20 protein-coding genes and 1 pseudogene are annotated in these 18,714 nt (G+C 60.6%); 7 read left to right on the top strand and 14 right to left on the bottom strand.

All coding sequences use genetic code 11. The annotated features are described in order from the left end of the window. Positions 1-724 precede the first annotated feature (724 nt). The 7 genes from NKH90_RS29235 to NKH90_RS29205 form a co-directional block, all read right to left on the bottom strand. A complete protein-coding gene (locus tag NKH90_RS29235; RefSeq protein WP_352822521.1) occupies positions 725-1,429 on the bottom strand; it encodes a GntR family transcriptional regulator in 705 nt (234 codons plus the stop codon). Positions 1,430-1,531: 102 nt separating this feature from the next. Continuing rightward, complete coding sequence (locus NKH90_RS29230; RefSeq protein WP_352822519.1) at positions 1,532-2,272, bottom strand: aspartate/glutamate racemase family protein; 741 nt, start codon at positions 2,270-2,272, stop codon at positions 1,532-1,534. Between the two features lie 8 nt (positions 2,273-2,280). Then, positions 2,281-3,003, bottom strand: coding sequence for an ABC transporter ATP-binding protein (locus NKH90_RS29225; RefSeq protein ID WP_352503769.1), 723 nt, complete (start codon positions 3,001-3,003; stop codon positions 2,281-2,283). 2 nt (positions 3,004-3,005) lie between these two features. Continuing rightward, complete coding sequence (locus tag NKH90_RS29220; RefSeq protein WP_352474568.1) at positions 3,006-3,785, bottom strand: ABC transporter ATP-binding protein; 780 nt, start codon at positions 3,783-3,785, stop codon at positions 3,006-3,008. Positions 3,786-3,789: 4 nt separating this feature from the next. Beyond that, complete coding sequence (locus tag NKH90_RS29215) at positions 3,790-4,764, bottom strand: branched-chain amino acid ABC transporter permease (protein ID WP_352452195.1); 975 nt, start codon at positions 4,762-4,764, stop codon at positions 3,790-3,792. A gap of 5 nt (positions 4,765-4,769) precedes the next feature. After that, the gene (locus tag NKH90_RS29210; RefSeq protein ID WP_352452194.1) at positions 4,770-5,636 is read right to left on the bottom strand and encodes a branched-chain amino acid ABC transporter permease; all 867 of its coding nucleotides are present in this window, start codon (positions 5,634-5,636) and stop codon (positions 4,770-4,772) included. A 78-nt stretch (positions 5,637-5,714) separates the two neighbouring features. Beyond that, the gene (locus NKH90_RS29205) at positions 5,715-6,917 is read right to left on the bottom strand and encodes an ABC transporter substrate-binding protein (RefSeq protein WP_352474565.1); all 1,203 of its coding nucleotides are present in this window, start codon (positions 6,915-6,917) and stop codon (positions 5,715-5,717) included. A 656-nt stretch (positions 6,918-7,573) separates the two neighbouring features. Here NKH90_RS29205 and NKH90_RS29200 point away from each other — a divergent pair. From NKH90_RS29200 to NKH90_RS29175, 6 genes and pseudogenes are all read left to right on the top strand, one after another. Next, positions 7,574-7,855: a VanZ family protein gene (locus NKH90_RS29200; RefSeq protein WP_352503771.1), complete on the top strand. Its 282-nt coding sequence runs from the start codon at positions 7,574-7,576 to the stop codon at positions 7,853-7,855. A 1,304-nt stretch (positions 7,856-9,159) separates the two neighbouring features. Then, positions 9,160-9,402, top strand: a pseudogene (locus NKH90_RS29195) (Tn3 family transposase); the annotation flags it as partial. Positions 9,403-9,647: 245 nt separating this feature from the next. After that, entirely contained in the window at positions 9,648-9,899 is a 252-nt protein-coding gene (locus NKH90_RS29190; protein WP_352474563.1) for a type II toxin-antitoxin system Phd/YefM family antitoxin, read from the top strand. A 121-nt stretch (positions 9,900-10,020) separates the two neighbouring features. Next, positions 10,021-10,287 carry a hypothetical protein gene (locus NKH90_RS29185; protein ID WP_352474562.1) on the top strand — a complete coding sequence of 89 codons (267 nt, stop codon included), beginning with the start codon at positions 10,021-10,023 and terminating at the stop codon, positions 10,285-10,287. A gap of 493 nt (positions 10,288-10,780) precedes the next feature. Next, the gene (locus tag NKH90_RS29180; RefSeq protein ID WP_352686055.1) at positions 10,781-11,209 is read left to right on the top strand and encodes a putative toxin-antitoxin system toxin component, PIN family; all 429 of its coding nucleotides are present in this window, start codon (positions 10,781-10,783) and stop codon (positions 11,207-11,209) included. Then, entirely contained in the window at positions 11,206-11,457 is a 252-nt protein-coding gene (locus NKH90_RS29175) for a toxin-antitoxin system HicB family antitoxin (protein WP_352822516.1), read from the top strand. Before NKH90_RS29180 ends, NKH90_RS29175 begins: the two co-directional genes overlap by 4 nt. Here NKH90_RS29175 and NKH90_RS34900 read toward each other — a convergent pair. The 7 genes from NKH90_RS34900 to NKH90_RS29145 all read right to left on the bottom strand — a co-directional run bounded on the left by NKH90_RS34900 (position 11,432) and on the right by NKH90_RS29145 (position 17,114). Continuing rightward, a complete protein-coding gene (locus tag NKH90_RS34900) occupies positions 11,432-11,947 on the bottom strand; it encodes a Y4oE-related protein (RefSeq protein WP_502893832.1) in 516 nt (171 codons plus the stop codon). The genes NKH90_RS29175 and NKH90_RS34900 overlap by 26 nt on opposite strands. A 147-nt stretch (positions 11,948-12,094) precedes the next feature. Further along, entirely contained in the window at positions 12,095-12,358 is a 264-nt protein-coding gene (locus NKH90_RS29170) for a hypothetical protein (protein ID WP_352822514.1), read from the bottom strand. Positions 12,359-12,797: 439 nt separating this feature from the next. Next, positions 12,798-13,628: an MBL fold metallo-hydrolase gene (locus NKH90_RS29165; protein ID WP_352822525.1), complete on the bottom strand. Its 831-nt coding sequence runs from the start codon at positions 13,626-13,628 to the stop codon at positions 12,798-12,800. Further along, a complete protein-coding gene (locus NKH90_RS29160) occupies positions 13,540-13,884 on the bottom strand; it encodes a hypothetical protein (protein WP_352822528.1) in 345 nt (114 codons plus the stop codon). Before NKH90_RS29160 ends, NKH90_RS29165 begins: the two co-directional genes overlap by 89 nt. Beyond that, positions 13,872-14,462 (bottom strand): hypothetical protein, encoded by a 591-nt coding sequence (locus tag NKH90_RS29155; RefSeq protein WP_352822512.1) that lies wholly within the window; start codon positions 14,460-14,462, stop codon positions 13,872-13,874. The genes NKH90_RS29160 and NKH90_RS29155 overlap by 13 nt, the downstream gene beginning before the upstream one ends. Continuing rightward, the gene (locus tag NKH90_RS29150; RefSeq protein WP_352542524.1) at positions 14,462-14,911 is read right to left on the bottom strand and encodes a (2Fe-2S)-binding protein; all 450 of its coding nucleotides are present in this window, start codon (positions 14,909-14,911) and stop codon (positions 14,462-14,464) included. The genes NKH90_RS29155 and NKH90_RS29150 overlap by 1 nt, the downstream gene beginning before the upstream one ends. Before the next feature lie 13 nt (positions 14,912-14,924). Next, positions 14,925-17,114 carry a xanthine dehydrogenase family protein molybdopterin-binding subunit gene (locus NKH90_RS29145; protein WP_352822510.1) on the bottom strand — a complete coding sequence of 730 codons (2,190 nt, stop codon included), beginning with the start codon at positions 17,112-17,114 and terminating at the stop codon, positions 14,925-14,927. Between the two features lie 223 nt (positions 17,115-17,337). On the opposite strand from NKH90_RS29145, the gene NKH90_RS29140 reads away from it, so the two are divergent. After that, positions 17,338-18,219, top strand: coding sequence for a LysR family transcriptional regulator (locus NKH90_RS29140; protein ID WP_352822508.1), 882 nt, complete (start codon positions 17,338-17,340; stop codon positions 18,217-18,219). Positions 18,220-18,714: the final 495 nt, after the last annotated feature.

Raw genomic sequence — 18,714 nt, 5'->3', positions numbered from 1 at the left:
ATGTCGCGCAGGGCTCGGGCCGCAAAAAGAAAAGTCGCCGGGCGGATCTGCTGCACTGGTCTAGCCTGCCCTCATCACCTGCGTTAGCGTCAACGGCTTTGGCAGCGTCGCTCGACAGGGCTGGGACATCATGACGGAGTCGCGTTAGACATTCCAGCGAGACGAATATCGGTTTCAATCCTCGGGCTGCCGCCCAACAATGCTGAATCATATCGTGTCAAGGCTTGCAACGACCGAAGACGCAGCTGGCGCATATTGCACTTGGCTGTCAAGGTCGGGAATAGGGTCAGAACCTGCCCGTGATCTTGCATTCAGGGAAGGTCCGAGAAGGGTCGGATCGCGAAGTTCCCCGCCGCATTGGCGAACGTCCCGAGATGGCGCACGGTGCCGTTTCGGAACCGGTGGACCGGGGGCAGGATCGCCAATCAACCTGGGATCATGTTGCAACCAAGTTCGAATGTCGCGTTACTGGCAAGTAGAAATGTCGCATTGGGACGTTTCAGAGGTAGGCGCCAGGTCAGAATTGCGGGGTGACGTGCATCCTGGCATCGCCGTGAGCGCCCGATCGGGGGCGATCCAGTATGGCACTTCGGCTTTACCAGCTTTGAGAGCCACTTACGCGCGAGCTTCGTTGGCCGGTGTCGGTTGCGGGTGATCCGATATTCGTCCAGCATCGCGACGACATGTGCAATGCGAAGCTTGGCGAAGAGTTTGACAGCGCAGATCAGCGCAAGATGTCCGACAGGCTCTCGGGCTTCTTCTCGCCAAGCGACAGATCAAGGCCCGACAGAAGTTCGACGAGGTGGCTTTGCATCAGGTCGGACGCGTTTTGTGCGTCGTGCTTTTCGATGGCATCGACGAGGGCGTGATGGGCGTGGCTTTCGCAGGTGGTGTCGCGGCGGCCCCAGTAGAGCGCGATGATCAGCGACGACCGCGACAGCAGGTCTTTGACGAAACCGGTCAGGATAGAATGGCCGGCGATTTGGGCGATGCCGACATGGAATTTTGCCGACAGCATGATGGCGTCGCTGTCGCGGCCGGCATGCAGGGCCTCGTGCTCTTTTTCGAGATGAAGCCGCAGTTGCGCGATCTCGGCCGGCTTTGCCACTTCGGCGGCAAGCGCGGCGACCTTGGGCTCGATCAGCGCCCGCGCTTCGAACACCTCGCGCGCTTCCTGCTTGGTCGGCTGGGCGACGAACGCGCCGCGGTTCGGCTCGAGCCGAGCCAAGCGGTCATGCGACAGCGCCTGCAGCGCCGCGCGTATCACCGCGCGGCTCACCGAATAGATCGAGGCGAGTTCGTCCTCGGGTAGCTTTGTGCCCGGTGCGAGGCGGTGGCTGACGATGGCGTCGCGCAGGCCGGCATAGACCGGAAACCAGCGCATCGTCGGCTTGTCGCCATCCCGTGGCTTTGGCCCAAGCAGGTCCATCGTATCATTGTCCCGGCGGCCGGATCGCTTAGCGGCGCGAACACCGCGTTTCCGGCCTGACATCGAACATCCTGTGTGGGAATGTCAACAATTTTGCACGCATCAGGATACACGGCCGGAGGGCGAAAAGGACGCAAAGATTCCGGCGAAGGATTTTTCGAGTGGAACCTGGTAGCCGCCGCGCTTTGAGGTCGACAGGCCAAGGCCGACGAGGCTCTCACAGAGTTTTACTGCGCAGGCGACGCCGTCGAGCACGGGAAGCCTATGTTCGCGGCTGAGCGCGGCGGCGAGGTCGGCCATGCCGGCGCATCCCAGCACAATCGCTTCGGCCCGGTCGTCGCGGATGGCGCGCTCGATCTCCTCCGAAATTCGATGGCGGGCGTTGGAGCCGGGCACTTCGAGCTCCAGAACGGGAACGTCGCTGGCCCGCACCCTGGCGCAGCGGCTGGCGAGGCCGTACCGCACCAGATTGTGCTCGATCGCCGGCACCGAACGCGACAGTGTCGTCACCACGCTGAACTTGCCGGCAATCAGGCTCGCCATGTGAAACGCCGCTTCGCCGATACCGACCACCGGCATCTCGCCGACGCAGCGTACTGCGTCGAGGCCGGTGTCGTCGAAGCAGGCGATGACGCAGGCGCTCGCCGCCGGATGTTTTTGGATCTCGCCGATCATTCCCGGGATGGCGAAGACCTCGTCGAAATAGCCTTCGACGCTCGGCGGCCCGTCGTTCGGATTGACGGCGATGATCCTGGTGCCGGCCGAAGCCGCGCGGCGCGCCGCCTCGCCGATCTTTTCGGTCATCGACGCGGTGGTGTTGGGATTGACGACGAGTACGTCCATTTGCGCTTTCATATTTCGCCGCCGAGATAGAGTTTCTTGACCCGGTCGTCGCCAAGCAGCTCAGCCGAATGTCCGGCCAGCGCGATCTTTCCGGTCGTCAGTGCGTAGGCACGCTGCGAGATGCGCAGCGCCATGCGCGAATTCTGCTCGACCAGCAGCACGCTGACCTTTTCGTCGCGGTTGATCGCGACGATCGAGCGGGCGATGTCCTGAACGAGCTTCGGCGCGACGCCGAGCGAGGGTTCATCGAGCAGCAGAAGCTTCGGTTTGGCCATCAGCGCCCGCCCGATCACCAGCATCTGCTGTTCGCCGCCGCTCATCGTACCCGCCGTCTGGGAATAGCGTTCCTTCAGGCGCGGGAAGCGCCCGAGCACCATGTCCAGCGTCCTTGCGATTTCGGCCTTGTCGGTTCGGGTGAAGGCGCCCATCATCAGATTGTCGCGCACCGTCATGTAGGAAAAGACGCGCCGACCCTCAGGTACCATGGCGATGCCCATCCTGACCAGCTCGTCCGGGCGCGTTCCGTCGATGCGGTGGCCCTGGAAATGAATCTCGCCGCTGCGGACCTTCTTCAGGCCGGTGATGGCGCGCAGGATCGAAGATTTGCCCGCGCCGTTCGCGCCGATCAGCGCTACCGTCTCGCCCTCGTTGACGCTCAGCGACACACCCTTCAGTGCATAGACATGGTCGTAGTAGAGTTCGACGTCCGAGACTTTCAGCAGTTCGCTCATCGCTAAAATCCGATCGTCTCATCTTCGGCGCCGAGATAGGCCTCGATGACCTTTTCGTTCTCCTGGATTTCCTTCGGCGTTCCCTCGGCGATTTTCACACCGAAGTTCAGGACGACGATGCGGTCGGAAATGTTCATGACGGCGGGCATATCGTGCTCGACCAGCAGGACCGTCACGCCGCGCTTTCGCACGCCGCGCACCATCTCCACCGCGCGCACGGTTTCGTCATGGTTCATGCCGGCGAAGGGCTCGTCGAGCAGAAGCACGGTCGGGTTCGTGGCGAGCCCGATGGCAATCCCGAGCGCGCGCAGATGGCCGTGCGGCAGCGTGCTGGCGATCTCATGCCGTTGCGCGCCGAGACCCAGGAAGTCGATGATCTCGTCGGCCGAGCGGCCGAATTCATCCTCGTCGCGCCGTGCGGTATTCGTGCCGAGATAGAAGCCGGCAAGGCTGGCATTGGAACGCAGGTGATGCGCGATTATGACATTGTCGCGCACCGTCATGCCCTTGAAGATCGTCGTCTCCTGGAACGTGCGCACCACGCCCTTCCGGGCGACGATATGCGGCGCCAGGCCTGAAATCCGCTCTCCCCGGAACAGCACTTCGCCCGAGGTCGGATTGAGGAAAGAGGAAATCAGCTTGAACAGCGTCGACTTGCCGGCGCCGTTGGGGCCGATGACGGAAAGGATCTCGCGTTCGCGGACCGCGAAGGAAACATTGTTGACCGCGACCAGCCCGCCGAAGCGTTTGGTCACTGCCTTGATCTGGAGAAGCTCAGTCATGGTCCTAGCCCTGCTTCTTGCCGAACAGCCTGAGGCTGAGCAGGCCGTTGGGAAGGAACAGCATTAGCGCGATCAGCACCGAAGAGAAGATCAGCAACTGGAACTCGCCGGTCTCGAACAGGAAATCCCAGCCGAAATAGAGCACGAAGGTGCCGATCATCGGCCCGAAGACGTGGCCGAGCCCGCCGAGGAAGCAGTTCAGCATGAAGTTCACCGAGTCGGTGACGGTGAAGCTCGACGGATAGATCGATTGCGAGATGGCGACGAACATCGCACCGCCGAGACCGCCGAGGAATGAGGAGATGGCATAGGCGATGACGCGCAAATAGGCGATGTTGACGCCGATCGAGGAGGCCAGTTCCTCGTTCTGCTGCAACGACTGGCAGAGTTTGCCGATGCGCGAATGGACAAGGCGGTAAAGCCCGGCAAAGCACAGCACCATCAGCGCAACCGACACCAGATAGAAGGCGGGACGCGGATTGGCGAGCGTCGCGAAATCCGGAAGGATGGTCAGCCCGAAGATCGAGATGCCGCCGGGGAGCGGAATGCTGACCATGCCCTTGGCTCCGTTGGTGATCGGCAGTGCCAGCGCGAGCAGCCGCGCCACTTCGGTCAAAACCAGCGTGACCATGGCGAAATAGACGCCGCGAAGCCTGAGGATGGGCAGCCCGATCAGCACGCTTGCAGCGGCGCAGAACAGCCCAGCCAGCGGCAGTGTCAGCCAGAACGACACACCATACTGGACGACAAGGATGGCCGAAACATAGCCGCCCATAAGCGCGAAGGCGCCCTGGCCGATATTGATGCGGCCGATGTAGAAAGTCACCCACACCCCGGCGCTGGCGATGCTGAGCAGCGCGACCGAAGTCAGCGTGTAGTAGAGGTCGAGCCGACCGGTCGCCTCGATCAGCCAGGGCACGCCGATGAGTACGACCAGCAGGAAGACAGCGACGCCGAGGATGTTGCGCGTACGCTTCATGTCGATCACCCCCACGGCTTGCCCATGAGCCCGTTCGGGCGGATGCTCAGGAACACCATCAGCGCGGCGAAGATGACGAGATAAGTGACGTCGCCATATTGGCGTAGCACCGTCAGGCCGACCGATTCCATCATGCCGAGGATGAAGCCGCCGGCGATCGCTCCGCTGACCACGCCGGCCCCGCCGATCATCACCATCAAGAACGCCTTGATCGAGATCGGCCCGCCGATGCCCGAATTGACGCCGGTGATGGCGACCAGCAGCCCGCCGACTATGCCGGCAAGCATGGCCCCGAGCGCAAAGCCGATCATCGAATAGCGGTCGACCTCGACGCCCATAAGCTGCGCCGCGACCCGGTCCTGCGCCAGCGCCCGCATGGCGCGTCCCGGCTTGCTGTACTGCATGAAAAGCACGAAGGAGGCGATGAACAGTATGGCGAGTGCGCCGACCAGCAGCCGGTCGTAAGGCATTATGAGGCTGTCGGAGACGAAGACGCCGTTGACGATCTTCGGCACGCCGCGCTGCTTTTCACCGAACAGGAGGAGGATCACGGCGTCGAGGAAGAATGCGACCGCCGCCGCGAGAAGCATCGTACTTTCCTCCCGCACGCTTCGCTTGATCACCGTTCTGAAAAGGAATTTCTCGACCAGCGCTCCAATAACCAGCAGCGTGATCCCGGACGCAACGAGCGCGACGACGAAAGGCATGCCGAGCTGGCCATAGACGGTGTAGGTGATGAAGCCGCCGAGAACGTACATCTGCCCATGGGCAAAGTTAAGCACGTTCATCAGCGCGAAGATCAGGGTCAGACCGAGCGCGATCAAGGCGTATTGCGCGCCAAGATAGAGCCCGTTGGCGATGACTTGTTCCATCAGGATGGTTCCCCGGCCATTCAGAGGCTCAAGACGAATGCACGAGCCTCTGCGGCAATCCGCTTCAGTGCAGTTGCGTCAATCGACTTGAGCGACGAAGAGCGTCTCGAACTTGCCGTCGCGGTATTCCGTGACCACCATCGGGACCGAAAGCTGGCGCTTCTGGCCAAACGACGTCATTCCGACATAGGTCAGCTTGGCATCGCCCTTCAGATAGGGATTGGGCGCCGAAAAAGTGTCGATCGTCTTCTTGAACTCCTCGACATTGTCGATCGCGGCCGGGTTCGCCTTCAGCGTCTCGATGATGTATTCGAGCGCGTAGACCTTGGTGTTGGACTCGTCATTGTATTCGCCGAACATTTTCGTATAGCGGTCGACGAACTCCTTCATCATGTCGGACGCGATTTCGGGCGTCGATGCGCCGCCGACTGAGATGAAGCCGTTGGCCAACTCACCCGCGCCCTCTTCCAGCACCTTGGCATCCTGCGCCGTTTCGGTGGAGATCAGACCTTCGTAGCCGAGCTCGCGCGCGGCGCGGATCAGCAGCGGCGCATTGCCGGGCGCGACACCCGAAAGCACCAGCAGGTCCGGTTTTTGCAGAACGATCGGCGTCAGTACCGGTGTGAAATCGCGGGTATCGTTTTGGTAGACGTCCGTGGCAGCCACAACCTCAAGTCCGAGCGCCTTTGCCGCGGCAACACCGCCATCCCGCTGGCTCAGCGGATCGGATTCGTTGGCGGCGACAAAGGCAACTTTTCTCACGCCCCTGTTTTCCATGAGATATTTGTAAATCGCCGGAGCTGACTGGTAGTTGGCGATCATGCCGAGCACGGCGTTGGACGCCGGCGGGGTGTAGAGTTCCTTCGGGAATGCGTAGGGAAAATAGATGATGCCCTTGGATTCTGCCACGGGACGCACCGCCGCCGCGCCGTCGTCAACGTTCGGACCGACGACATAGTGGATGCCCTCCTGGGCCATCTTCTCCATGCCGGCGATCGCCCGCTTGGGGTCCTTCTGATCGTCGAAGGTGACGATTTTGATGTCATAGGTCTCGTCACCAATCTTCACACCGCCGGTTTCGTTGATCCAGGCGGCGCGCGTCTGCATCGAGCGGACGTTGGACGTGCCCCACGCAGCGGCCGCGCCACTCGTCACGCCGACAAAGCCGATCTTGAGTTCCTTGTTGGCGGCGTGCACCGTGATTGTGCCGCCGGCCATGATTGCCAGCGCAGAGACGGTGCCGAGCGCGGCGAATGTGATTATTGAACGTCTATTGATCATTGTTCTTTCCCCTTTGGAGGCCGCGCATTGTTGCGACAGAACTCGACCGATACGCGGAGTTTTGTGAGTGAGGGCTCAAATCTATTATCTGTCAACAAAACTTTTACAGATTGTTGACAATCTTGTGCGGTCGTAGATGAAGGACGCGGTCCGCAGCATCGCGGCTTCCCTTCCAGAATCACGTTCCGTTCGCTCTGGCTAATATAAGCTTTGTGCCTAGTATTGACTGGGTGCGTAAAGTTGTAGTACCGGCGCCGGCCGTCCCGAGTTCATTCCGCCGATGATGCCCACCCGGTCGCCAACGAGAGCAGCTCTCGGGCTCCCGCGACGAACTTCGCAAATGGTGCAGACGGCGCGTGCCGAAAATGCTGGAGCATGAACGGCTCGGTTCTCGGGTGGTTGACGCCCGCCCTGATCCTGCCGCATTGAACGCGGAAGGCCAGCTAATGGCTTTTGCCTAGCCCTCCCGCGGCAGTGGACTCTGTTCCAATGTGCCGCTAGGTGCGGACGGCTATGTTCGAAGTACCGGCCTGTAACGTCGGAAAAGGAGTGACCCCATTTTTTTGCGTGCAAGATCTTTTCCCATCGCGGCAAGGACTGCTTTTCTGGTCACACTGGCCGGTGTCCTCGTGCTCGCACTCTCACCGGAGTGGCTTTTGCAGAATTTTGGCTTCGGCTTCACCTCTCATGATGACAAGCTCAATCACGCCGCAGCTTTCGTCGTGTTGACGGCTATCGGCAGTCTCGGTTGGCCAGAGCACAGGGCAAGACTGACCATTTTTCTTGCTCTTACCGGCGCCGCGATCGAGATCCTCCAGGGCATGCAAATGATAGGCCGCGACATGGATATGTTCGACTGGTTTGCCGATTGTGTCGGCGTCGCTTGCGGGCTCGCAATTGCAAGCTGGACAAAGAAATTAGTCAGCGGATTCTCCTAGGTCACGACCCGTCAAGCTGGGCTAATCGGCCGCGTGAAGCATATGCGCGGCGAAGAGGATCTACGTCACGCTTCGCTGCAGGACTTCAGAGAGCATTGAGTAAGGCCGCAGCGATCACTGAGACTATCATCCGCAAGCCGATCTGCGCATAGCAGCCGAGGGGAGTTATGGCCTTCTCTTTTTCATCAGAGCGCGGACTTTAACAATCATCGCTGCATTAGACCTCAATTGAGAGGCATGTATTTTGCGCATGTATCTGTCGGCGATCACCTTGTAACGAAGGGACAATCGCACCACGCGGTCGTACGTTGCGTCTTCTCCCGCGCACAATTGCTGCGCTTTTCTTGCTAAGGTACTCGGGGCGCCAGGCTGGACCGCTAGTTTTGCGGCCCACCCCAAATTACATCTGATTAGCGCGCTCTGTTCGGCCTTGATCATTGGATCGACTGCGGACCTAGCCTGAGAACTAAAAACCGCAGATGCGACCAGAACCGCGATAAAAAGCCGCTTCACAGTTGCCCTCAAACGCTGCATAGGCAGCCCAGTGATTAAACATTGGCTCCAAGTTTATAGCGCGCCGCCCGTTATGCGCAGCCGCCCACTCCGTTATTTTCGCCCCTGTTTCTGCCGGAAATATGTGATGACTTTGGAGACCATCGCCATCACAACCAGAACTCCGAATAGAATAAGAATCGGAAAATCGGTAGATTGCCGACAAGGTTCGTCATCTGGCGCGCAGTACGACAGGGCGGCCGCGGAATTCATCGTGGTTAGCAGCGCGGAAGTGGAAAGACCGAGTAACTTCATACGCAGGTTTTTGGGAATATCGGCCTGCACCGGTCGGGCCGAGCCCGCGGTGCCGCATTTACTCGCAGCTATGGCGTACCTGATCAGCCACCATGCCCGCGGGACCCAACATAGCCTCGTTGAGCCCGGTGTAGCCATCTGTTTTGTCAACCTCGTTTATAGTGGTGACGGCCGCGGGCTAATGGACCGATCGCTGACAATGCCACGGATTCGGGGCGCGCTCTCAACCGGCGCGTGGAAGTGAAAGCCGTGAAATAGGGCGAACGCGAGCAGATTCGGCCATGCGCTGCAGGTATTAAAGCCCCGGCTGCCGTGCACTGAACGATAGCCATGGATGATGAGCTTCCGGAGGAATATCCGCTTGTTCGGCAATAGCAGAAGTTGTGTCTATGGTTAATCGGTCCTTAGGCTCATCTACATCGCTGCCAGCGCACGTCACGGCGGTCAGCCGCTCCGATACGATCGATGGCTGGCGCGACCGGCGCGGCGGCGGCGGCGCCTCCGGCCTCAACCTCATCGTTAGCGCGATCGTGCATTGGAATACGGTCTATATCGAACGGGCCGTCACCCACTTGCGCAAAATGCACCGCGAGATCCCGGATCATCCGCTCAAGCACGTCTCGCCGCTGAGCTGGGAACACATCAATCTGACCGGCATCTATACCTGGGATACAGAACATCAGATGCGTGAAAGCTTCCGGTCGCTCAGACTTCCGGCTCGGTTACGCCACGCCGCATGACGTTCATGCTCCGTTCAACCTCGTGTCGCTGGGAACTGTTCTTGCTCCGACCCCAGGCTGGGAGGCATGGAAGGAGTGGGACGGCCACACGTTCCAGACCAACCGCGCCGCACTCAGCAATGAACGGACAATGCCGCTCTTTCGAGCGGGTCGATGCTGATAGGAAAGGTGGCGCGTGGGCGCCACCATTCTTGCTTTTCTTACGTGAATTACCTATTATAGGTACTTTAAAAGGAAGTACGGCGATGAAGCAATTCACATTCTCCGACATGAATCGCGTGTCAGGCGAAATCCTCGAAACGGCATTGATCGAGCCGGTGGCCCTGACCAAGCGCGGCAAGGAAAAGCTCGTCATCCTGTCCGCTGCTCAGTACCACCAGCTCGTCGGCCAGCCGCATTCGGTCGCCTATACGATCGAGGACGCACCGGATGATGTCCACAATGAACTCATGACAGGACTGGATGCCATAATTTCCGGCGACACGCCCGATGCTTAAAGCTGGCGATCTGCTCCGATATTATTACCTATGGGCGCGGGAAGCAGACGCCGGCGAGGAATCCGGACGCAAGGAGAGGCCGGTTTGCATCGTTGTCCGGACGCTAGCAACGCCCGCAGCCTTGTTTCTCTTTCCGCTGACTTCGCAAAAACCCGACCGGTCGCGCCCGCATCTCGCCATCAGCGAAATCGAATGCCGCCGCGGCGGCCTCGACTATCCGTCATGGCTGATCCTGGACGAATTTAACCGGGTGCCGGTCGATGAAGCCTATGATCTGGTGACGACGACGCCGATCGGCGCGTTCAGCCCCGCATTTGTCCGCAAAATTGCTGGCGTGATCAAAGAGACGGCGGCGCAGCGTCGATTGCGCGGCATCGTTCGCAAATAGCCGGACTGATTTCTTGGCGGGCCTCCGGTCCTTACCCGCATCGAACGGGCCAGCACCGGAGCGCGGGGCGCCCCTACGCCCTCTCCTCGCGCCCCACCCTCCCCTTCTGACGGTGTTTTCTCAAGAGGTGGACATTGTTGTCGTTGGCCGCCTGCAATTCCTCGAAATGCTCCCGAGCAGCCCGCCGACCCAACAAACGGGCGATCGACAGGACGGCTCGTTCAACCATATCTCGTGCCGACATGTCAGCCCTGTAATCGTGACTTGCGCTGTCGTTCCCAGGTTTGGCCTCGTCCACCATGGCATGCCCGCTCTTCTGTATAGATCGAGGGCATTGAGCGGCGTGATGATCGGCAAGACAAGTTCAGTTGCCGCGCGGCCGTAGTGTGGCGTGCAAATACTTGCGCGCTGCGATTTGGGATCCCGAAGCCGGGCCAAATTACCAAAAGCTCGGTCCTCTTGCAATATCGCACGCGATATCCAATATGCCTGCATGAGACTGCTTGTCGATACGGCGACCATGGTGGCGGCGATCCGAAGTGACGCTGGTGCCTCGCGCCAACTGTTGGTGGCGGCTTTGGAACGCCGGCTGACGCTCATTGCTTCGGTGCCGGTGATGATCGAGTACGAGGCGGTCATGACGAGGCCCGAGCACCTTGAGGCTTCCGGCCTGTCGGCTGAGGATGTGAACGCGTTGCTAGATGCCGTGGCGTCCGTCGCCGAGCCGGTTCGCCTTCTCTTTCTCTGGCGGCCCGCCGTGCGCGACCCTGACGACGACATGGTGCTGGAAGCGGCGGTAAACGGACGGGCGGATGCTATAGTGACGTTCAACCTACGCGACTTCGGCAAGCTGGCCGAGCGCTTCGGTATCATGGTCCTGTCGCCAAGTGAGGCGCTGAGAGGATTGGAGAAAAAGACATGAGAAGAAGCAATTTCGCACTGCGACTTCAGGTCTCGCTTCTGGATGAGGCGCGCAAGGTGGCGGAGAGCGAAGGCGTGCCGCTCAACCAGTTCATTAACGTGGCAGTCGCTGAAAAGCTTTCGGCGCTGCGCACGGAAAGTTACTTTCAGGAACGCGCCGCCCGTGCCCACATCCCCAAGGCGCTGGACATCCTGAAACGGGCCGGCAAAGGGAAGGCGCCGATCAAGGGCGACGAATTGCCGGAGTAATGTACCCCGAGGGGTAGAGCGGTACCGCTCGTACCGGAGTTTGCCTGCGTCCCAAGCGTCCGCCGTGCCGGAAACTTCCGGTCAAGGCTGGCGCGGCACGCGCCACAGCGATGCGGCTCTGGCCTTGACGGGCTGACTTCGGTCCGGCGTTCTCTCGACAAGCAGGCAGTTCCCTCGTCGAACATGATTTCCCTATCGGGAAAAGCCTGGACGAACCTTCTCCGACTCTGCTCCCACTTCGGCAAAGATAGGCGAATACCCGAAACCAGAACCGGTACTCCCGTATCCGCCCGTAGCAATACGCCGACACCGCGCACCAGGCGATTGCGGTTGCGGCTGTCTTTCCCCACAGGGCAGTCGCTGCCTCTGCAGCTTCAGGCACGGTCCGTTTCTGCACGGCGGCATCGCGGTTGAAGGCATCCAACAGATTGGGATCGCTCACCGCCCGATGGTGAGATGCCGCAAGAGGGCTCTGCGCTGGCAATTCCATGGCGGTTGAAGGGTGACGTGAGGCAGACGCTTCACTGCAAGCTGAGGGGTTCTCGGCTGAAGCCGGAAGTTGGGTTGGACGGGATCTTAATATCGCGCCTCCATTTTTCAGCCGCGGAAACAGCAGCCAGCCCGCCGCCTCAGGATCTTAGGACGCTGCTCGCCGTGAAAAGAACTGTTCCGGCATGTTCTGCCGGGCGATGCGCACCAGATCGCTAAGCGCCGAGCGGATTTGCGGCCAGGGGAACTCGGAGCATTCCCCCCAGGCCTTACCCTCGTGCAACACGGCCTCAAGCTTGCCCGCCACGCCGGCGACAGTCGTGGCAGGCGTCGTTGAGAACGCTTCCAGCAGATCCTTCGCCCGGTCGCCAGCCTCGCACTCGGCCTTGAGCGCGGCGGTGTCCGCCTCCAAGCGGCCGACATCCTTTGCCCGCAGCTCAAGCGCCGGCAAATCTCCGCCGCCAGCCTCGCGCCGAAAGACTGTGTGAGATATCCGGGCTAGATATGCGCCACATTGATGCGCGCCTGCCTTGGGTGACTCCGAAGGCTGTGACAATCCACTTTGGTCTGCTACGTCGGTCCAGCATAGCTGCAGAAACGACTTCATGTCCAAGTTCACGCAGCTTGCGCGCGAAAGGCGTGATCTCACAGCCTCCATGCCAGCCGCCCGCCACGATAACAACGTTCGCCATCCGTCAACTCCTCGTCAATGCCCTGCCGTGGGGCACGTCAAGCCCTGCCGCCGTGCAATTGCGAAGGCTTTTGCTGTGGATAAGTTCTGACGTTCGACCATTGCCAATACCTGCTCAGGTTCGCAGGCCGTGAAGGTTGAATCCACAAACAGTATTGCGTTACAGCCCGGAGATATCCGGCTTGCCCTGGACGACGAATGTTTCGAGCATCGCCCAGCAATTGTCGCGCAGGTAGGTTTCGGTCCCGGCGAGCCTGTCGCGCCATTTCGTTAGCAGCCCATCATGCATCTGGGAGACCAGGGCCTGCTCATAGCCCTGATGAAGGTCCCAGGCTGTTTTGCCACTGCGCCCTGGCGGATGCTGCTTCAGGAAAGCGGGAAAGGACAGGCTCGCGTAGGCCTGTTCCGCCGCCTCGACGAGGTCCTTCACCAGTTCGACCTGGGTCTCGACATCCGCGCGGTTTCCAGGACGACTGACGTGGCCGGCGACCAGCGTCTCGAAGTCGTAGGCAAGAACAGTGCGGTGTGCTTCGACGAAGCCGGGAATATCGACGGCGACGCCGAGATTCTTGTAGGGCATCCAGCCGGGATAAACGACGTCGATGAACATCAGGGTCTTCTGGCGTGGCGCGAAGATGAAGATGTTGTCGATCGAATGGTTGATGCCCTTGTAGGCCAGTTCGAGGCGTTGGTTTCCCTGCTCAAGGGTATAGGTCGTTTCGAAGGTTACAGTTGGAGCCGGGCGCCGCTGGTCCTTCCGCGATGAGAGCAGTTCGGCTGTCCGGGCGTGGGCGACGATCGTAACGTCCTTTGCAAACAGATGCGCGCCGGCGATATGGTCGACATGTTCGTGGCTGTAGACCAGATGCGTCACCGGCTTGTCCGTGACGTCCGCGATAGCCCTAAAGTAGTTTTCCCCAAGGCTGGGTGGCGCGTCGCAAGCGATCACCCCTGTCGAAGAGACAAGAAACAGTGGTGCTGTAGGCACCATCTGTAACCCAATAAACCCCATCGCCAATCTGCTGGACAAGGTAGCCTTTGCCAGGGTCGACCACAGGTCCCGCACCAGGCGTCGTAGTCGTGCTGCTGGCCGCAAGGGCGGGATGAATGCCGCACCCGCACAACCCGGCCCGGGCGGCTGTCGCACCGGCCACATATTGCAGGAAGTGGCGGCGACCTCGGTCGGCGGCGTCTTTGTTCAGTGTGTTGCGATCCGGCAGATCCTCAGGCTTGGCTATTTCGGACACTCAGCTCCGCTCCTCATCCAGGTTTCGGCATCCATCACGAATTCCTCATAGGGGATCGGCGGGGTCGTTCGTGCTTGCCCGGTCCGATCGGTACCTGGTGACCAGGCCCATCTCACAAGCGCCGATCTGAGATGGTTGATGACCTGATCGCCAGTGCGGTTTCCGTTGTGCCGCGGGTCTTTCAAATGTTCGCAGAGCTCATTTGTCGAAAGGCCGTCCCAGCCCATGCTGAGTGGCGCGAGGCGCCAGTTCTCGTCGGCGCCGGGGACGCCGCTGGCCGCATTGTTCGATTTTCCATGACAGGATGAACATGGCAGGCCCGCCGCACCATGATCCGCGGGTCCACGCGCCACACGAAACAGATGTCGATGCCGGTCGTCGCCCTGGCGCGGATAGTCAGTCAATGTGTGGCAATTCTGGCAACGCGGGCTTGTCATGACGCGGGCGACCGTCGCGAAGGCGTCGGCTGAGGCCGTACTGCTGCCGTTCGTTTGCGACCACAGCGGCTGCACGAACGCCGAGACGGCGGCAATCGTCACGCCGACGAGCGCTCCCAGCGCAAGCCGATGGCCAGTCATCACGCATCACCCGCAGCGCGATGCACCGCGGCGCGGATGCGGGCATAGGTGCCGCAGCGGCACAGATTGGTGATTGCCGCATCGATGTCTTCATCCGTCGGATGCGGCTTGTCGTTGATCAGCGCGGCGGCGGCCATGATCATGCCGGACTGGCAATAGCCGCATTGGGGAACCTGCTCTGCGATCCAGGCCTGCTGCAAGGGATGCGAGCGGTTATCCGAAAGTCCCTCGATCGTCGTGACATGTTTGTCCTCAGCTTCACCGAGCGAAAAGGAACAGGAGCGCACGGGCTGGCCATCGACATGCACTGTACAGGCGCCGCAGGCAGCGATGCCGCAACCGAATTTAGTGCCCGTCAGGCCGAGGTGATCGCGCAATGCCCAAAGCAACGGCATGTCCGGCTCGGCGTCGACCGTGACCGCGCGACCATTGACGGAAAATCGTGTCATTGCGTTGCTCCCGTCAGATCCGCTGGTAGCCGCTGCGCGAAATCGGCAGGGCTCGGATGCGCTCGCCTGTCGCGGCGAACACGGCGTTGCAGAAAGCGGCGTGCGTCGGCACGGGACCAATCTCCCCGACGCCTGTCGGCTTGGCGCCGCTCTCGACGAACCGAGTCGTGATGACAGGCGTCTCGGACACGTGCAGCGGGTCAAACTGATCGAAATTCGTCTGCTCGATCTCGCCGTCTGCGAAGGTTACCTCGGTGCGCAGGCCGGAAAGTCCCCAGACCACGCCGCCCTCGATGTTGGATTTGGCAATGCCTGGGTCGAGGGTCTGGCCGATATCGACGGCGCTCCAGACATGGTGACACTTGATGGTCTTGTCCTTGACGGAGAGTTCGACGACTTGCGCGATATAGCCGCCGAATGCTTTGGCGAGCGCCAGACCGCGGAATCGCCCCGCCGGTAATGCAGCCTGCCAGCCGCACAGCGCGCCGACAGCGTTCAGCACCGCGACCGCGCGGGGATCGGAAGCGGCAAGTCTCAGCCGATACGAAAGCGGGTCGGCATTGGCGCGGTGCGCCAACTCGTCGATGACGCTTTCCAGGACGAAATTGTTCGGTCCGTGGCCGGTCGTGCGCCAGACGGAAACCGAGAGCGGCGTGTCGACGCGATGTTGTTCGACCGCATAGTTCGCAATGGCGTAAGGCGTCTCAGTCAGGCCCTCGACGGCCATGCCATCGTATGCCGCCGGCGGCATGATCGGCCGCGCCCAGTCGCCCTGTGCCTTGATGACACCGCGCGGGAATATGTAGAGCATGTGGGACGGCGAGACGACACGATGCGTCATCGCCGCCGGCAACCCGTCATTGCCGAGAGACGCCTTCACCGCATGGACCATTGGCGGGCGGTAGGCGTCGTAGCGGAAATCCTCTTCCCGACTCCAGATGACCTTGACCGGGCGGCCGGCGGCCTTTGCAACCAGGATCGCGATCTTCGCGAAATCCGCGAGCAGCCGCCGCCCAAAGCCGCCGCCCAGCAACGTTCTGTGGATGATGATCTGGTCGTCGGCGAGACCCAGCATCTGCTTGGCGACAGCGTGGGTGATCTCGACGCCCTGTGTCGGGATCCACAACTCGCACCGATCGTCCGTCACATGGGCCGTGCAGTTCATCGGCTCCATCGTCGCGTGCGCCTGCACCGGGATTTCGAAGATAGCCTCCAGCGGGCTGTCGGCAGCCGCCAGAACGGCAGAAGCGTCGCCCGCTTTGACTTTCGTGTCGAACGACGTGGATTTCAGCAGCGCGCTATATTCGGCCCTTTGGCCACTGGTTGAATATCCGGCGAGTGGACCCGGCTTGAATGTAAGCTCTGCGCCATCGAGAGCCCGCTTCGCCGTCCAGTAGTCATTGGCAATGACAGCGAGGCCAGACGGAATTTCGACGACGGCAAGCACACCGCGCTCAGCCTTGATCGCCGTTGGGTCGAAGGCCGCCAGCGATCCCCCTTGCGAAGGAGCGCGGCGGATGGCGGCCACCGCCATGCCGGGCACTTTCACGTCGATGCCGAAAATCGCCGAGCCATCGACTTTCGAGGGTATGTCGACGCGTGGCTGCGGCTTGCCGATCAGTTCCAAGCTGCTTGTCGGCCTGAGATGAGGATCCTTTGGGATATCGAGCCTTGCCGCGTCAGCGGCAACCGAACCAAAACTCACCACCCGGTCAGTCGGATCATGATGGATGCGGCCCTGGTCGACGCGAAGGCTCGCAGCGGCAACCCCCAGACGCGTCGCGGCCGCGCCGACGAGCATCTCGCGTGCGGCGGCGCCAACGGTGCGCATGATCGGGAAGAAGGTCGAGATCGATTCGCTGTTGCCGGTGAACATCCATTGATATTGCGGGTGCCGGTATGCGGGATCGAAATCGGCCCATTCAAGCGCGACGCGCGACCAGTCGGCGCCGAGTTCGTCGGCGAGCACCAAAGGAAGGGTGGTTTGGATGCCCTGTCCCATTTCCGACTGGGAGAGCATGATCGTCACGATGTCGTCTGGATCGATGCGCAGCCAGGCATTGATGAATTTGTCGGGGAGTGAAGATGCGGCCCGCGCTTTGACGGTGACCTGCGCCGACAGGAGCAGAGCGCCGGTCGCGACCAGCAATTGCCTTCGATCCAGCGATCCGACCTTGGTCGGTGCGCCCAGTGGACTATCCATCAAGTTCAGCGATCCCTTCTTGCGACCGGCCACTGCCACGACCGAACCTCTCGCCTTCGATCATAGGATGGGTCATTATTCGTTCAACTGAAATCGCTGGATATGTGATATGAACAATTCGGATATCATGGCCGAACAGGATGGCTGGTGCAGCAAGTAGGAGATGCAGTTGACTAGCAAAGCCAACACCGATCAGCAGAAACTGCGCCGGCTCGACTTCACCATGCTGACGATCTTTCGGGATCTCGTTCGATTGCAAAAGACAACGCTTGTTGCGGCTACGCTGGGTGTCAGCCAGTCTGCCGTCAGCCATGCGCTGGCTCGGCTACGGGAACTCTTCGACGACCCCCTGTTCGTCAGGCGCCCGAACGGTCTGGAACCGACACAGCGTGCCTCACAGCTTCTCCCACAAGTCGAAGTCATTCTTCGACTTGCCCAGGATGCACTCAAGGTTCCCACGCACTTCGACGCCGAAACATCCACGCGCTCGTTCCGGCTCGCCGGCAACGACCTTGTCGGCGCCGTGATTGCCCCGCCGCTGATAAGGACGTTGCGTGCCGAGGCACCTGGATGCCGGGTGGCGTTTCAATTCGCTGTCGGAACCGAAAGCCTGAACGCCCTGCGCACCAACGAAATGGAGATGGCGATCGGGCGCGTCTGGGATCTGCCCGACGAGTTCCGGGCCGTGCCAGTCTTCGAAGAAGACTTTGTCGTTGTTGTCAGGAAAGACCATCCCGTCGCTCACGACGCGGCGATGTCGCTCGAAGAATACCTATCGCTCGATCACATCCTCGTCTCATTCAGGGGTGGATTTCATGGGATGGTCGATCAGGCTCTGAAGAAGCGCCGGCTTCGGCGCCGGGTTGTCGCCAGCGTCCCGATGTTCATGACGGCCATGGGCGTTGTGGCGAGCGGCGATCTCTCTTCAACGGTCCCGGCCCGGCTCGCCGCCAAATACGCCGATCAGTTCGGGCTTGCGGTCCTGAAAACGCCACTCGCCATTGATCCGTTTACGTTCAGCCTCGTGCGGCATGCACGATCGACGTCGGACGTTGGCCTGGATTGGTTGTCGGCAAGGATAATCGAGAGCGCCTGCCCGCCCTGACCCAAAAAGGAATAAGAAGAAACCATGGCCTTGTTCGGGATTTGACGCACACCGGACTCTTGGTCACGCTGGACCGATGACAAGGGGCGTGCTGCTGGACCTCGCAGGCGTCAACCATGGTGGTAAGACCGCTATACCAGGCGAGGTCGACGCCGTCGCGCAGTTGCGGCAGTCCGGTTTGGCCGACGCATAGTAAGCAATGCCACGCGCTCTGTTGGTTTGTCTACGCTATTATAGCCGTGCAGTACGAAAACTACACAACTTGAACATGTTAGTGGCAGCGCCATCGTACAAAGACCGGCATTGGGAAACAACAGTAAAGGTCGCCTGACAAACTCCTAATTTGTAGGTCACAGGTTCGATTCCTGTGGGATCACCACTCAGTCGCAGCAAATATGGCCCAAGCTAAATTAGAGCAAGGCTAGGCGATTCCGTTACCGGCCATCCTGGTCGGTGACCCACGAGCTTTCAAAGCAGCCATCAGCATAGGCCCGA

The organism is Mesorhizobium sp. M0898 (assembly GCF_040319695.1).
GTDB lineage: Bacteria > Pseudomonadota > Alphaproteobacteria > Rhizobiales > Rhizobiaceae > Mesorhizobium.
This window is presented reverse-complemented; position numbering and strand designations above follow the sequence as displayed.